We start from the raw sequence: 14,334 nt of genomic DNA on the forward strand, positions 1-14,334 counted from the left end.
GCTAACGGCCACGTCACGCGGGTCACCGCGTAAGCCCTGTTATTTGAAGCGTAGCGCTCGGCCTTACACAGGCGGCTTGCCGCCATGCATATCCTCCACCAGATGCGAGCGCGTCTCGACCTCGGCCAGGCGTGTCGAGGCGTAGAGCGAGGCGGCGCGCATCAGCATTTCGGCCTGCGCGGGCGGCAGCGTGGTGAGCGCCGCCAGGCTGGTGCCCTGGCTGTGCAAATACTGCTCGATGTAGGCGCGTTCGAGCTGGCCCGGCTCAAAGGGAACCGGGGTGGCAGTTGGTTCGCGTTGCATGCTGCACCTCCTTGTGACTCATGCTGCCGCAATTGCGCCAACGGCTGGCCATTTCACTATAGCGCGCCAGGGGCGGCGGCGCGATACGCTTTCTGCACGCGCCGTGAACACATGGCTACGCAGCTTCGCCCGCCAGAATGCGCTCGATCTGCGCCAGCTCGTCGGCGCTGAGCGCGAGGTTGGCAACCGTGCCCACCGCGTCGTCGATCTGCTCGGGCCGGCTTGCGCCAATCAGCGCCGAGGTGACGGCCGTGTGGCGCAGTACCCACGCCAGCGCGAGTTGCGCCAGTGTCTGGCCGCGGCCCTGCGCCAGCGCGTTGAGCTTTTCGACCTTGGCGAGCTTTTCGTCGGTGACATGCTCGGGGCGCAGGAAGCCATGCGCCTTGGAGGCGCGCGAGCCTTCCGGAATGCCACCCAGGTATTTGTCGGTCAGCAGGCCCTGCGCCAGCGGCGAAAACACGATCCCACCAATGCCTTCGTCATTCAGCGTGTCGATCAGGCCATCCTCAACCCAGCGGTTGAACATGCTGTAGCTGGGCTGGTGGATCAGGCAGGGCGTGCCGAGATCGCGCAGGATCTTGGCGGCGCGGCGCGTTTCTTCCGGGCGGTAGTTCGAGATGCCCGCGTACAGCGCCTTGCCGCTGCGCACGATCTGGTCGAGCGCGCCCATGGTTTCTTCCAGCGGCGTGTCGGGGTCGGGCCGGTGGTGGTAGAAAATGTCGACATAATCGAGCTTCATACGGCGCAGGCTCTGGTCGAGGCTGGAAATCAGGTATTTGCGCGAGCCCCACTCGCCATACGGCCCGGGCCACATGTAGTAGCCAGCCTTGCTCGAAATAATCATTTCGTCGCGCCACGGCCGCAGATCCTGTGCCATAATCTGCCCAAACGTTTCTTCGGCCGATCCGGCTGGCGGGCCATAGTTGTTCGCCAGGTCGAAGTGCGTGATGCCCAGGTCGAAGGCGCGGCGCAGCATGGCGCGCGCATTCTCCAGCCGGTCGACGCCGCCAAAATTGTGCCATAGCCCGAGCGAAATGGCGGGCAGACGCAGCCCGCTCCGGCCGCAGCGGCGGTATTGCATAGTTTCGTAGCGGTTGTCCGCTGGCGTGTACATTCTGGCCTCGCTTTGTATCAGGTGGAAACAGGTGCGGCGATTGTACCACGCTTGCGGCGGCAGGGCGCGCGGCGCGACCACCGGGCGCGTTGGGGCGTCTTACTAGCAGCACGATCTTTTGCGCGCATTCAACCACCAAGGCACGAAGGCACCAAGATTCTATTTGAATCGCTTTATTAGCTAGCTTCGTTTAACCTGATCCTTGGTGTCTTGGTGTCTTGGTGGTAAAGACGTAGAGTTTTGCGTTGGAAAAGGAGCCGCCCATGCTGTACCGCGAACTCGCCTGCCACTACACCTGGTGGCGCGGCGACCCGTTGCCCGCGCTGGCGCCACTGGCCGGGTTTCGCGCCGCGCCCTGCGCCGACCTTGCGCTGCTGGCGCGGCTGCATGGCCTGGGCGACGACGAGATGGCCCAGCGTGTAGCTGGCGCAAACCATCCCTACGTGGCGTGGCTGGGCGATGAACCGGTGGCCTACGGCTGGGCGGCAACGGTGGCGTTTGGCGTGCTCGACGCCGGGCTGCACTGGGATCTGGAGCCGGGCGAGTGCGGCCTGTGGGACTTCGCAACCCTGCCGGCGTGGCGCGGCCGTGGCGTGTACCCGCGCCTGCTCCAGGCAATTTTCGAGCAGGAAGCCGAGGCTCGGAGCTTCTGGATCGGGCACCTGGGCGAGAACACTGCGTCGCGGCGTGGCATTTGCGCGGCGGGCTTCCAGATGATCGGCCTCACGGTTACGAATGCTGCGGGCGTGTGGCTTGAAGTGCCACGCGGACCGGAAGGGCGGGCCTACGCAAACCCAATGGCGCAGGGCCTGCCCTTCACAGATGCCGACGACGAAGAGATTTTATTCTACGCAGCGGAAAATTAACGCCGCGCAATGCGCACATGCATCACCGCTGGCGAGCAGATGTGCTCAACGACATGGTAGTGCTCGGGCAGGTGCGCCAGGTCGCCAAAGAGGCGTTCGCCCGTGCCAAGCAGAACCGGCGCAATCGCGAGGTGCAGCTCGTCGATCAGGCCCGCCGCGAGATACTGGCGAACCGTGGACGCCCCGCCCGCAATCTTGACATCCTGGCCGCCAGCCGCCTCCATTGCGCGCCCAAGCACTGCTTCGATCCCGTCATCCACGAAATGGAAGGTCGTGCCGCCCTGCATTGGCATCGACGGGCGCGGATAGTGCGTGAGCACAAAAGTCGCGTGGTGGTAGGGTGGCTCGTCGCCCCACCAGCCCTGCCATCCGTCGTCGGGCCACGCGCCGCGCTGCGGCCCAAACATATTGCGCCCCATGATCGTCGCGCCCACGCCCACATCGCTCGCCAGCAGGAAGTCGTTGTCGAGGCCTGCGCTGCCACCGGTTTCGCCAACCCGCTCGTGCCAGGAACGCGTCGCAAAGACCCAATCGTGCAGATCATGGCCGTGCTCGCCAATTGGCGCGTCGAGGCTCTGGTTTGGCCCGGCCACGTAGCCGTCGAGCGAGATCGCGAGGTTGCGCACTACTACTCTTGCCATTGTGATTTCCTTTTGTATAACCGCTTTTATAACCGCAAAGAGCGCAGAGAACGCAAAGTTTCTTGTGATATTTGCGGCCTTTGCTTCCTTTGCGGTTCAACCGTAAGAATACAACCGCAAAGAACGCAGAGAGAGAGCAAAATCTCTTAATTTATAATCTTTGCGGCCTTTGCGTCCTCTGCGGTTCAAAATTACTGCGTCCTTTGCGGTTCAAACTTCTACGCCATGGTTGCGAGATGTTCGGCGAGGTGTGCCAGCGTCTGGTAGCCGATCTCGACCGCGCCAAACGCCTGGTTGGCCTCGCGCTGCGCCACGGTGGGGAAAAGAACGCGCATGGTCAGGTGGGTTTTGCTGTCCCGCTCGCTGAACGTGACCGTCACCACAAACTGCTCGGGATCGTCGTCCTTGTCCGTGCCGTGCAGGTACACGATACGCTCGGGTGGGGTGAATTCGCGGAAGGTGATGCGATTGTCGTAGTCAGTGCCGTCGGGCGCGTGCATCAGGTAGCGCCACATACCGCCCGGCCGCACATCGATTGCGAGCGTGGTAATGGTGAAGTCGCGCGGCCCCCACCAGTGCGGAAGGTGCTCGGGCTCGGTCCATGCCCGCCACACCAGCGCGCGCGGCGCATCGAAATCGCGCTCCATGATGAGTTCGCGGTCGGCTTCAGAAGTCTGATCTGCCATATGATTTCTCCCGTTTCCCTGTAGGCAGCTTTGCAGTGGTACAATACTCGTGCGCCAAAACGGCGTTATGAGGTGCCGTATGAGTGTTCTTAATGAGATGGAACAGCTGCTTGGCGAACTGAGCCGTGCGGAAAAAGCGCAGTTGCTGCAATGGGTTGTGCGCGATTTAGGCGATGCGTTTCCCGGCATCGAGAGCCTGCCAGACGTCAATGGGGGCGAGCCTTGCATTGTTCGCACGCGCATTCCCGTGTGGGTGCTTGTGCAGGCGCGGCAGCTTGGCGCATCCGAAGCCGATCTTCTTCGCAACTACCCCAGCTTACGTGCTGAGGATCTGGCAAACGCCTGGGCATATGCTCGCGCCCATCGCGACGAAATTGAGCAGCAGATTGTTGAAAACGAAGCTGCGTAAGGTATGGCGCTGATCTACGCGAACGAAAATTTACCTCTGCGGGTTGTCGCCGCGCTTCGCGTGCTTGGGCATGATGTGCTGACTACCTCGGAAGCGGGTAATGCCGGCAAAGCAATTCCTGACGATGAAGTGCTGGCGTTTGCCGTGCAATATCAGCGCATTGTAGTAACGCTCAATCGTAAGCACTTCATTCGGCTCCACAATCAGCATCCCGAACATTATGGCATTGTGGTCTGCTCGTTCGACCTTGACTACGACGCCCTGGCTCGGCGTATTCACGAAGCAATAATTGCGGAGCCCCACATTCGCAGCCGGCTACTCCGCATTAATCGCCCAGGGTAGATCCAGCCTCACCTCAGGAAAACGCCTTCGCACTGCCTTATTCGGCACGTACCATATTTGCCGTGTAGCCCCCGCCCGGCCAAACCCACCCGCCGCTCACGGCGGTGCCGTCGGCGCTGAATGTGCCGCGATAGTAAGCTGGCGAACCGCGCTGGCCGCCCCAGATCGTCAGGGTATCGCCCTCAAGCTCGTAAACATAGTCCAGCGTGTCTCCATTGCTGGCGTAGAACCGCGACTTGACATCTTCGCTCGGAGCTTCGGAGCCGAATGCGCGCTCGTGGCCGATCACTTTGAGGCCCTGAATGTGGTTGCCGCCGTGGTCGATATCGACGTGCTGGAGCAGGAAGAAACCGCCCGGCAGCCACTCGTAGCGCACCTGGCCCACCGCCTCGCCCGAAACGTTCCATGTGCCGATCAGCCGATTCAGCGCCTGCATGTCGGCGGCGGGTGCCGCGCTTGTGTGCTCATAGCTCGTCATTAGTGTGCTCCTTCCATTGCATTCAAATGCGCTTCCAGTCGATCCATCGTTTCGCGCATGCCGCCTTCCATGCCCGAGGCAACATGGCCGTCGCGATCTTCAAACGATTGATACGCGCCGTGGCTCGTCAGCGTTGTGGTGCCGTCCTGCTCCACGAACGTGAGCGTGACGAGGTATTCGTGGCCGGGCATGCCTTCGTAGCCCTCGGTATACACCAGCCGCTCGGGTGGCACGATCTCGCGATATTCGCCGCCAAAGCCGTGCTCGCTGCCATCGGGCGCGCGCAGCACATAGCGCCAGCGCCCACCGGGCCGCAGATCGATCTCGCAGGTGGTGAATGTCAGGTAGCTCGGGCCGTACCAGTGGCGCACATGCTCGGGCTCGGTCCAGGCGCGCCACACCAGCGCGCGCGGGGCGCCGAAGGTGCGCGTGATCACGACGGTTGGCTCATCTGGCGCGACGGCGATGTGGGTGGGTTTATCCATCGTTGCCCTCCTGCTGTTTCATCGTTTCGAGGTAATCGGCCAGCCGGTCGAAGCGCTCGCTCCACATGCGCTCGAAAGGCTTGACCCAATCGTAGAGCGGCTTGAGGTTCTGGCCGTTCAGGCGATAGAGGCGCTGCTGGCCGGCGCCGCGCACGCTCACCAGCCCCACTTCCTTGAGCACGCGCAGGTGCTTGGAAACCTGCGGCTGCTTCATGCCCAGCGCCTCGACGATCTCGTTCACCGAGCGCTCGCCATCGGCCAGCAGGTTCACAATTGCGCGCCGCCCCGGCTCGGCCACGGCGTTGAAGACATCGGTTGTGGTTGCGAGTCGTGCCATAGCGCAATATTCAGCCGTCAGGTGTCAGAAGACAGTATGGTTTTAGCTTTTTGAAGCCTGCTTGCAGAACAAAGCTCGTTTATTGAAGCCAAATCATCCATGCACTTATTATATTCTTATATGGGAATATGTCAAGGGCGTTTTAGCACGAATTTTCGGAAATGTGGCGGCTAGTTCTTTCGGCATAGCGCAGAAAAGCCGCTGCGGGACGATGCACGGCGCGCGGGCGCGTGCGACACTATGGGCATTCTGCCTGTTTGGAAAGCGAGAAGCCCATGTATAAGCGAATTGTGCGCGGTATTCTGGCCGGGGCATTTGCGGGGCTGAGCGAGGGGCGCATCGGCGCGGTGACGGGCAAATTTTCGCGCGACGCCGAGCACTATTTCATTGGCGAACACGCGCTGGCGGGCACGCGCCGCACGCCCGCTTCCATCCAGCGCTGGTACGAGCGGCTGCTGCTGGTGTTTCCCGATATTCGCTTCACCGTGCGGCGCATCGACGTGAGCGGGCCGCCGTGGCGCACGCTGGCAACAGTTGACTGGCAGGAAACAAATACCGGCACCGACGGCGTGCGCACCACCAACACGGGCGTGAATGTGCTGGAAATACGCTGGGGCCGGGGGCGGCGCGTGTCGATCTACACCGACACGGCAATGCTCACGCGCACGCTCGACCGGCTGGCGCTGGCGGGCAACCCACACGCCCACGCCGCGCCAATCGTTGATCCGTGAGAATGCCGCAAAGACACAAAGACTCGAAGATCATAAAACCTTCGAGTCTTCGAGCCTTTGTGGCAAACGGGAAATATCAGCTCACCCCACCACAGGCCGCACCTCGATCGGGCCGCCGCGCGCCTGGGGCATTTGCGCCGCGATCTGAATCGCCGCGTTGAGGTCGCGCGCTTCGATAAAGAACAGGCCTGCCAGTTGCTCGCGGCTTTGCGCGTGCGGGCCGGCATCAAGCTCAACAGCGCCACCCTGCACGCGCACAATGGTTGCCATTGCGCCGCTTTGTAAAGCCTCAGCCGCCAGCAGGTGGCCGCTGGCGCGCAGCGCGGCGTCGTTGGCGGCGCAGGCATCGCACAGCGCGCCGCGCTCGGCGGGTGGCAGCGCATCGAGCAGCGCGTCGTCGCTGTAGGTCAGAAACACGTATTTCATGCGATGACTCCGTGCTGCTTCGTGGAGATTTAGCCTGCCCGCCCGTAGCGCAGCAGAACCGCTCCGGCAGGGAAGGGCCGCGCTTCGAGCAGCGCCAGCTCGGCGGCTTGCGCGAACAGCGGCAGCCCACCGGCCAGCACAACCGGGTGAACAATCACAGCGTACTCGTCGATCAGGTCGCGCTCGGCCAGCGCCTGCATAAAGGTTGGCCCGCCGTGGAGCAGGATCGGCTTGCCCGGCTCCTGCTTCAGCCGCGCGACCTCTTCGGCAAGGTCGCCGCTGGCGAAGCGCGTGCCACTCCAATCGGATTCGCTGAGCGTGTGCGAGAAAACGACCTTGGGGATTTCGTTCATCGGCGGGGCGAAGGGCTCGGTGGAATTTGGCCAGTAGGTGGCCATTTCTTCGTAGAGCTTGCGCCCTATGATGTGCGTGCCAGCCGCCCACAGCGTCGCAACTTCCCATTGTTGCAGTTCGTCGTCGTAGGTTTTGAACACCCAGTCCATCACATCGCCGTCGGGGCCGCGCACATAGCCCTCGAGCGAGGCGTGGATTTTCAGGATGAGCTTGCGCATCGAACGCTCCTTTCGTTTGCCTGTTCGTCAGGTAGTCGTTCGGCGCGCACGAAAATCGACAATCGCGTGCGGTTATTTCTTGCTTTCGCGCAATGTGCTGATCGCCTTTTCGATGCGGCGCTGGCGCGTTTCGGCCGATTTCGCGCCTTCGATTGCGAGCGTGTGCTGGCGCTTGTTGCTGTAGGAAAGGCGCTCGAACGCGCTCCGCGCATCGGGGTCGGCGTCGAGTGCGGCCTGGAAATCGGGCGGAACCTCGACCTCGCGCGGCGCAGTGTCGAGCTCGACCGTCACTTCGACCTCGTCGCCGGCCTGCACGCCTGCCGCCGCGCGCACCTCGGCGCTGACCGGCAGCATAAACACGCCGCCCATTTGCGCAACGGTGCTGCGATAGGTGTAGCCATTGAGCGTGACGCTGACGGCGGGGCGCTTGCCCGCGCCAAGGGCCTCGACCACTTCGGGCGGAACTTGCATGCCGGTGGCGGTTTTGCCGTTAAGCTCGATGGTAGTGCGGAATTTCATCTGTGCCTCCGAAATACCACGAAGACACAAAGACTCAGTGCAGGCAAATTCGCTCCCTGGGGGTCTTTGTGTCTTCGTGGCAGAAATGCGTTAGGCCCCGAAAAAAGCCGCCAGCGCCGGGCCGATCACATTCGGGTCGACATTATGCTGCTGGTCGGGCAGAACCTGATATTGCGCGCCGGGAATGATTTCGGCCACTTTTTCAGCGGTTGTCACGATAAACGGGAAGCTGGCGCTGCCTGCCAGCACGATTGTTGGCGTCTGGATTTCGGCGAGCCGATCAGCAGGGATCGAATAGTCGCCCATCACCTCGGCGTCGTAGGCCAGCGTGTGCGCGATGGCTTCCTGCTGCGCCCACCAGGGCTGCGTGCGCGCAAAGGCGGCGAACTCGGGCGGCAGGCCAACCAGTTCCGTCATAAAATACTCGGCAGCTTCGCCGCGCTTGCCCTGCGCTATGAAGTCGCGGAAAACCTGGGCGGTGTTTGCTGGCGGGAAGGGGCGCGTGCCTTCGACGATGTAGGGCGGCTCCCACAGCGCAAGCTTGCTGATCGTGCCGGGAAGTGTGCGGGCCGCCTCGGCAGCCAGCGCCGCGCCCGACGAGGTGCCGTAGAGAAAGGCGGTGCCGCCAGCCGCTGCTACCATCGCGGCAATGTCGTCGATCTCGCGCTGTATGGCGTACTCGGCGTTGTCGCCGCTGTCGCCGCGGCCGCGCCGGTCGTAGTTGTAGACAGTGAAGTTCGATGCCAGCACGTCGGCCAGCCCGGCGTTCGACGTGCGGTCGACCGAGCCGCCGCAGACGAGGATGACGGCCGGGCCGCTGCCGAGCTTGTCGTAGGCGAGCGTGGTGCCGTCGGTGGAGGTGGTGTGTTCCATGGTTATGTCTCCTGTTGGGGCGCAGCAGCCTGTAGTGCTTGCTCACGCAGGCAGAATCTACGCTGCTGCGCCCGTACTTCTGCTGGTGGGGCGTCGATAGCGTCGGCGTTGTCGTTGGGGCGAAGCATTGCTGCGATTTCGTTGTCGCTGGGTCGAAGCATTGCTGCGATTTCGTCGTCGCTGGGGCGAAGCATTGCTGCGATTTCGTTGTCGTTGGGGCGAAGCATTGCTGCATAAATGTAATCATCAAATACAAAGCCACACCTGCAGCAATGCTTCGCCCTTACAACGTCGCCTCCGATGATGATCTGCGGCGATGCTTCGCTCCTACCCGATGGTGAACGGCGCTTCGCCCTCGCGGTTGGCGCGGAAGCGCAGCGCCGACCATGTGTCGTCGATGGCGATCTGCGAGTTCGGGCGCAGGCCATACTCGGCCACGATCTTCCACAGACTGTCGCGGTTGATGTCGGTTTTGTTGCCCTTCGGGTAGGCGACCCACAGGATGCCCGGTGTGGCGAGATCGTTGCGGTGCGCGTCGAGCTGCTCGCGCAGGGCGGCGGCGCTGTCGCCAAAGATGATGCCGAGCGCGGCGCTTGCCAGGGTTTCGGCCACCTGCGCGCCTGCGGGCAGCGGGCCAATCAGCGCCTGCCGGTCGGGGTGCGAAAACCAGACCGCTGTGTTCGGCTTGATCTGCAATTTCTCGGCAATTGTTTTTGCCACGCTGTTCACCTCTCTGCGCATGCGCGCTGGCCCTTACCGGCGGAACGGGAAGATTTCGCGCAGACGCGCATCGCGCAGGAACAGGCCGCCCCACACCATCAGGCCAACGAGGATGGGGAAGATGACCGAGAAGGCCGGCGAGCCAGCGCGCACATGCGTGGCCATTGCGCCGCCGAACCAGCCGGTGAGCAGGATCGCGCCAAGCACGGCGGTGCGCGGGAATGCATACAGCGCCAGGCACACCAGCTCGGCCAGCCCGAGCGTGACGATGATGCCAGCCGGGTAGCCGAGCTGCACAGTCGATTCCACGGCGGGCGCGGCCTGCACGACCTTGATGATCGAGTCGAAGAGCAGGAAGGCGATTGCGAGGCCGCTGAGCGCATAGCTAGCCCATGTCATCGGTTTCGAGCTGGTGGTGTTTGCGGTGGTGACCATGATGTTTCTCCTTGGGGCAGAGTATGCTCTGCCCTTACGCTGGGCTGGGGCGAAGCATTCTTTCATGGCACTGAGGTGCCATGAAAGAATGCTTCGCCCTTACGATGATGGTGACGATGATGCGCCGGGCCATCGCGCCCCTACGCTGAGCCCGGGTCTTCGAGGTCGGCGTCCTCGACGACCTGGCGGATTTCGAGGCGGACGTTGCCGAGCACTTCGGCGTAGCGCCGGGCCCACTCGATCGCGGCTTGTTTGGAGGGCAGGTCGACGATGACGAAGCCGGCGATGAGCTCTTTTGCCTCGGCGAAGGGGCCGTCGGTGACGGTGAACTTGCCGTTTTCGTGGGTGAGGCGCGCGCCCTTGGAGCTGGCGTGTACGCCTTCGCCGGCCAGGAAGATGCCCTGCTGGATGGCTTCGCCCAGCACCTTGCCGACACCGGCGATCATTTCTTTGCTTGGCCGGATGCCCGCCTCGTTGTCTTCGTTGCTGTTGTGAATGATCATGAACCGCATCCCTGTGCTCCTTCTTGTGTCTTTACAGCTAGTCGTTCGGGCTTCAGCGAATTCGACAGATTGCCCGATTCGTTTTTGTTGCAGTTTGTGGTTCTCGCGCCACCGGCTTCATTTTTTCCTATTCACTGTATAGTCGCTTGAGCGCGGCCGAATTCGACAGTTGCGCCGACGAGTTTTGCCAGAATGCGCCGCTTTCTTGCGAGCGCTCAGATTGTAGCGCATCCTGGCAATTGACACGCGCCGCCGCCCGGCCTATACTCGCTGCGTTACCGCCTCGCCACCTGCAAAAGCCCAATCGTAACTGTGCTGTCCACTGGCTCTGCTATGATCAGCGCCGTGTGGAAATGTTCCCCGGAACAATGTCGATCAGGAGGCCCGCATGAGCGAGATACGCACCGATTCCGGCATCGAGGTGAAGCCCGTGTACCGCGCCGAGGATGCCGGCCCACCGCCGCCCGACCCCGGCCACTACCCCTACACGCGCGGCGTGTACCCAACGATGTATCGCGGGCGGCTGTGGACGATGCGCCAGTACGCGGGTTTTGCGTCGGCGCGCGAAAGCAACCTGCGCTACCGCTACCTGCTGGAAAAAGGCCAGACCGGCCTCTCGGTCGCGTTCGACCTGCCGACGCAGCTTGGGCTCGATTCCGACGACCCGCGCGCCGAAGGTGAAATTGGCAAAGTTGGCGTGGCGATCGACAGCCTGGAAGACATGGCTGTGCTGTTTGACAGTATCCCACTCGACAAAGTCACCACCTCGATGACGATCAACGCGCCGGCTGCCGTGCTGCTGCTGCTCTACGAGCTGGTGGCCGAGCGCCAGGGCGTTGCCTCGAACCTGCTGGGCGGCACCATCCAGAACGACATCCTGAAGGAATACGCGGCGCGCGGCACCTACATCTACCCGCCGCGCCCGAGCATGCGCCTGATCACCGACACCTTCGCCTACTGCCAGCAGCACATCCCGAAGTGGAACACGATCTCGATCAGCGGCTACCACATCCGCGAGGCTGGCGCGACGGCCGCGCAGGAAATCGCCTTCACGCTGTCCGACGGCATTGCCTATGTGGATGCGGCGATCCGGGCCGGCCTGCCGGTGGATGAGTTTGCGCCGCGCTTGTCGTTCTTCTTTGTGAGCAACCCGAACCTGCTGGAAGAAGTGGCGAAGTTCCGCGCGGCGCGGCGCATGTGGGCGCGCATTATGAAGGAGCGCTTTGGCGCGAAGAAAGACGCCAGCATGATGCTGCGCTTCCACACCCAAACCTCGGGCGCGAGCCTGACGGCGCAGCAGCCGCTCAACAACGTCGTTCGCACCACCATCGAGGCGCTGGCCGCCGTGCTGGGCGGCACGCAAAGCCTGCACACCAACGGCTTCGACGAGGCGCTGGGCCTGCCCACGCAGGAGGCGGCCACGCTGGCGCTGCGCACCCAGCAGATCATTGGCTACGAAAGCGGCGTGGCCGCCACCGCCGACCCGCTGGCTGGCTCGTATGTGGTCGAGGCCATGACCGACGCGGTGGAGGAGCGCGCCTGGAAGCTGATCGAGCAGATCGACGGCATGGGCGGCGCGGTGCCCGCGATTGAGCAGGGCTGGGTGCAGGCGCAGATTGCCGACTCGGCCTACGATTTCCAGCTACGCATCGAAAGCGGCGAGCAGGTGCTGGTGGGCGTGAACCGCTTTGCCGACGCGGGCAGCGCGGGCGTGCCGATCTTTGCGCCAAACGAGACGGTGGCGCAGGAGCAGGCTGCCGGGCTGGCGCGGCTGCGCGCCGAGCGCGACAATGCGGCAGTGAGCGCGGCGCTCGATGCGCTGCGGGCGGCGGCGCAGGGCAGCGAGAATGTGCTGTACCCGATGCGCGCCGCGCTGGGGCAGCTTGCGACCGTGGGCGAGGTGTGTGGGGTGCTGCGGGAGGTGTGGGGCGAGTACCGGCCCGAGGTGAGGTTGTAGTTATATTTTTGCGCATGTCGTGGGCGGACCTATGTGTCCGCCCTCCATCTTCCTGCGAGGGCTGCGCGCCCTCGCGCTCCGCGGTTAAGGGCCGCCGCCGGCCCCTAACAACCCCGCCGTCGGGGCCTTGCCCCGAACCCCATAAAGAGCGTGGTCGATAGATGGTATGCCCGTGGTCATGCCTCCGTTGTGCCAAAGGCTGGCAACAGACGATTAAAGAATCGGTGTTGATCGAAGCTATTAATCTGGCACATGCTATATCGTCAGATGCCGGCGCGGCCCGTAACGGAGGCATGACAGCCCGACGTCGTCATAGCCGACCACATCGAATTCGGGGTTCGGGGCGAAGCCCCGACGCCGGGTGCCGGGGCGGCGCGAGCCCCGGCGGCCCTGCGGCCCGAGCAAGCAGCATAACGGGTTGGCACAGTCCGTCCAGACATGCGCAGCGCCTAACAGAGTATGGTACACTTCACCACGATCCACCGACCTGAACAGAAACGCGTACCATGAGCATAGAAACTGCCCGCGAGCTTGACTTTGCACCCTACGGAATCGACTCGCTCTGGCTCGACCGCGCGCCGCGCCCGCGCACCATCCTGATCGCCTACCCGCACCCCGACGACGAGAGCTTTGGCAATGGCGGCACGATTGCGCGCTATACCGCCGAGGGCGTGGCGGTGCACTACGCCTGCGCCACGCGCGGCGAGTGCGGCACCGTCGATGCGCCGATGCTGGAGGGCTACGCCGACATTGCCGAGCTGCGCACCGCCGAGCAAACCTGCGCCGCCCAGGCGCTGAACCTTGCGGCGGTGCACTTCCTGGGCTTCCGCGACTCGGGTATGCCTGGCACTGCCGACAACCAGCACCCAAACGCCTTTATCCAGGCGCCGCTGGAGCGCGTGGCCGGCCAGCTTGCCGCGCTCATCCGCGCGCTGCGCCCGCAGGTGGTGCTGACGTTCAATCCCTACGGCGGCTACGGCCACCCCGACCATATCCATATTCACTATGCCACGCGCGCGGCCTTTGCCGCCGCTGGCGACCCGGCCCGCTACCCCGAGCAGATCGCGGCCGGGCTGGCACCCTGGCAGCCGCAGAAGCTCTACTACCCGACCTTCAGCACGCGCTTTGTGCGCACGGCGGTGACGGCTATGCGCCTGGCTGGCCGCGACCCGCGCCGCTTCGGGCGCAACAACGACGTCGATATGGTGCGGATCATCGAGGAGACGACGCCAATTACCACCACCGTGGCGTGCGGCGACCAGCTGGAGGCGAACCTCCAGGCGCGCGCCTGCCACCGCAGCCAGGGCGGCGGAATGCCGTTCGGTGGGCGCGTGCCGCGCCCGATCCTGCGGCGCATGTTTGGTTCCGAAAGCTTTACGCGCGTGGTGCCGGCCTGGAATGGCGGCCCGATCGAGCGCGACCTGTTTGCAGGGACGACAGCATAGGAGGCAGCCATGCTTGAGATCGACACGAACTCCGAGTGGGGCGCACGCGTTGCGCGGCGTTTGCGCGACGAGACCATGATCTGGCTGACGACGGTGAACGCCAGCGGCGCGCCGCAGCCCAGCGCGGTCTGGTTTCTGTGGTATGAAGGGAATGTCCTGATCTACAGCAAGCCCGACATGCCCAAGCTGCGCAATATCGCCCAAAACCCCTCCGTGGCGCTGCATTTTGACGGCAATGGGCGCGGCGGCGACCTGATAGTAATCACGGGGAAGGCCGAGGTGGGCCCGCAGACGCCGCCCGCCGACGAGATGCCGGCCTATGTCGAGAAATATGCGCCGAACATCGCGGGAAATGGCTGGACGCCGGCGCAGTTTGCGCAGATGTACTCGGTGGCGCTGTGGGTCACGCCGCTCCGTGCGCGCGGACATTAGGGGAGGACGAACGAAAAATTTACCACAGAGGCACAGAGGTACGGAGGGTAAGGATTTACG

At 63.5% G+C, this 14,334-nt stretch carries 21 protein-coding genes; 7 read left to right on the forward strand and 14 right to left on the reverse strand.

Translation table 11 applies throughout. The features are described from left to right. Positions 1-63: 63 nt before the first annotated feature. A complete protein-coding gene (locus M1P90_RS25045; protein ID WP_483698271.1) occupies positions 64-303 on the reverse strand; it encodes a hypothetical protein in 240 nt (79 codons plus the stop codon). A 115-nt stretch (positions 304-418) separates the two neighbouring features. Continuing rightward, positions 419-1,417, reverse strand: coding sequence for an L-glyceraldehyde 3-phosphate reductase (gene mgrA / locus M1P90_RS25050; RefSeq protein WP_483698272.1), 999 nt, complete (start codon positions 1,415-1,417; stop codon positions 419-421). Between the two features lie 263 nt (positions 1,418-1,680). Between mgrA and M1P90_RS25055 the strand changes: the two genes are divergently transcribed. Then, positions 1,681-2,283 carry a GNAT family N-acetyltransferase gene (locus M1P90_RS25055; protein WP_483698273.1) on the forward strand — a complete coding sequence of 201 codons (603 nt, stop codon included), beginning with the start codon at positions 1,681-1,683 and terminating at the stop codon, positions 2,281-2,283. Here M1P90_RS25055 and M1P90_RS25060 read toward each other — a convergent pair. Both M1P90_RS25060 and M1P90_RS25065 read right to left on the reverse strand, forming a co-directional pair. After that, positions 2,280-2,924 carry a dihydrofolate reductase family protein gene (locus M1P90_RS25060; RefSeq protein ID WP_483698274.1) on the reverse strand — a complete coding sequence of 215 codons (645 nt, stop codon included), beginning with the start codon at positions 2,922-2,924 and terminating at the stop codon, positions 2,280-2,282. The two genes, M1P90_RS25055 and M1P90_RS25060, sit on opposite strands and share 4 nt — an antisense overlap. 218 nt (positions 2,925-3,142) lie before the next feature. Next, positions 3,143-3,610: an SRPBCC family protein gene (locus M1P90_RS25065; RefSeq protein ID WP_483698275.1), complete on the reverse strand. Its 468-nt coding sequence runs from the start codon at positions 3,608-3,610 to the stop codon at positions 3,143-3,145. 97 nt (positions 3,611-3,707) lie between these two features. On the opposite strand from M1P90_RS25065, the gene M1P90_RS25070 reads away from it, so the two are divergent. Both M1P90_RS25070 and M1P90_RS25075 read left to right on the forward strand, forming a co-directional pair. Further along, the gene (locus tag M1P90_RS25070; protein WP_483698276.1) at positions 3,708-4,019 is read left to right on the forward strand and encodes a DUF433 domain-containing protein; all 312 of its coding nucleotides are present in this window, start codon (positions 3,708-3,710) and stop codon (positions 4,017-4,019) included. Between the two features lie 3 nt (positions 4,020-4,022). After that, complete coding sequence (locus tag M1P90_RS25075) at positions 4,023-4,361, forward strand: DUF5615 family PIN-like protein (protein ID WP_483698277.1); 339 nt, start codon at positions 4,023-4,025, stop codon at positions 4,359-4,361. 37 nt (positions 4,362-4,398) lie between these two features. On the opposite strand, the gene M1P90_RS25080 is transcribed toward M1P90_RS25075, so the two are convergent. Genes M1P90_RS25080 through M1P90_RS25090 form a run of 3 tightly spaced genes read right to left on the reverse strand, consistent with a single transcriptional unit; the run spans position 4,399 to position 5,661 of the window. Beyond that, positions 4,399-4,839 (reverse strand): hypothetical protein, encoded by a 441-nt coding sequence (locus M1P90_RS25080; RefSeq protein ID WP_483698278.1) that lies wholly within the window; start codon positions 4,837-4,839, stop codon positions 4,399-4,401. Continuing rightward, entirely contained in the window at positions 4,839-5,324 is a 486-nt protein-coding gene (locus M1P90_RS25085; protein ID WP_483698279.1) for an SRPBCC family protein, read from the reverse strand. The genes M1P90_RS25080 and M1P90_RS25085 overlap by 1 nt, the downstream gene beginning before the upstream one ends. Then, positions 5,317-5,661 carry an ArsR/SmtB family transcription factor gene (locus tag M1P90_RS25090; protein WP_483698280.1) on the reverse strand — a complete coding sequence of 115 codons (345 nt, stop codon included), beginning with the start codon at positions 5,659-5,661 and terminating at the stop codon, positions 5,317-5,319. The genes M1P90_RS25085 and M1P90_RS25090 overlap by 8 nt, the downstream gene beginning before the upstream one ends. A 275-nt stretch (positions 5,662-5,936) precedes the next feature. Here M1P90_RS25090 and M1P90_RS25095 point away from each other — a divergent pair, with 275 nt between their 5' ends. Further along, positions 5,937-6,392 (forward strand): nuclear transport factor 2 family protein, encoded by a 456-nt coding sequence (locus M1P90_RS25095; protein WP_483698281.1) that lies wholly within the window; start codon positions 5,937-5,939, stop codon positions 6,390-6,392. Positions 6,393-6,473: 81 nt separating this feature from the next. Here the strand turns inward: M1P90_RS25095 and M1P90_RS25100 are convergent, their stop codons facing one another. The 7 genes from M1P90_RS25100 to M1P90_RS25130 form a co-directional block, all read right to left on the reverse strand. Beyond that, a complete protein-coding gene (locus M1P90_RS25100) occupies positions 6,474-6,818 on the reverse strand; it encodes a YciI family protein (protein ID WP_483698282.1) in 345 nt (114 codons plus the stop codon). 29 nt (positions 6,819-6,847) lie between these two features. After that, complete coding sequence (locus tag M1P90_RS25105) at positions 6,848-7,390, reverse strand: dihydrofolate reductase family protein (RefSeq protein WP_483698283.1); 543 nt, start codon at positions 7,388-7,390, stop codon at positions 6,848-6,850. Between the two features lie 72 nt (positions 7,391-7,462). Beyond that, the gene (locus M1P90_RS25110; RefSeq protein WP_483698284.1) at positions 7,463-7,909 is read right to left on the reverse strand and encodes a YdeI/OmpD-associated family protein; all 447 of its coding nucleotides are present in this window, start codon (positions 7,907-7,909) and stop codon (positions 7,463-7,465) included. A 90-nt stretch (positions 7,910-7,999) separates the two neighbouring features. Next, on the reverse strand, positions 8,000-8,782 hold the full coding sequence (locus M1P90_RS25115; protein ID WP_483698285.1) for an alpha/beta fold hydrolase: 783 nt from the start codon (positions 8,780-8,782) through the stop codon (positions 8,000-8,002). Between the two features lie 327 nt (positions 8,783-9,109). Beyond that, positions 9,110-9,502 carry a hypothetical protein gene (locus M1P90_RS25120; RefSeq protein ID WP_483698286.1) on the reverse strand — a complete coding sequence of 131 codons (393 nt, stop codon included), beginning with the start codon at positions 9,500-9,502 and terminating at the stop codon, positions 9,110-9,112. A 33-nt stretch (positions 9,503-9,535) separates the two neighbouring features. Beyond that, positions 9,536-9,937 (reverse strand): DoxX family protein, encoded by a 402-nt coding sequence (locus tag M1P90_RS25125; protein ID WP_483698287.1) that lies wholly within the window; start codon positions 9,935-9,937, stop codon positions 9,536-9,538. A gap of 140 nt (positions 9,938-10,077) precedes the next feature. After that, positions 10,078-10,449 (reverse strand): YciI family protein, encoded by a 372-nt coding sequence (locus M1P90_RS25130; RefSeq protein WP_483698288.1) that lies wholly within the window; start codon positions 10,447-10,449, stop codon positions 10,078-10,080. Between the two features lie 379 nt (positions 10,450-10,828). Between M1P90_RS25130 and M1P90_RS25135 the strand changes: the two genes are divergently transcribed. From M1P90_RS25135 to M1P90_RS25145, 3 genes are all read left to right on the forward strand, one after another. Further along, positions 10,829-12,397: an acyl-CoA mutase large subunit family protein gene (locus M1P90_RS25135; protein ID WP_483698289.1), complete on the forward strand. Its 1,569-nt coding sequence runs from the start codon at positions 10,829-10,831 to the stop codon at positions 12,395-12,397. A 506-nt stretch (positions 12,398-12,903) separates the two neighbouring features. Beyond that, entirely contained in the window at positions 12,904-13,842 is a 939-nt protein-coding gene (locus M1P90_RS25140) for a PIG-L family deacetylase (RefSeq protein WP_483698290.1), read from the forward strand. Between the two features lie 9 nt (positions 13,843-13,851). After that, entirely contained in the window at positions 13,852-14,274 is a 423-nt protein-coding gene (locus M1P90_RS25145) for a TIGR03667 family PPOX class F420-dependent oxidoreductase (protein ID WP_483698291.1), read from the forward strand. Positions 14,275-14,334: the final 60 nt, after the last annotated feature.

It is taken from the genome of Kouleothrix sp. 19917, from assembly GCF_057073505.1.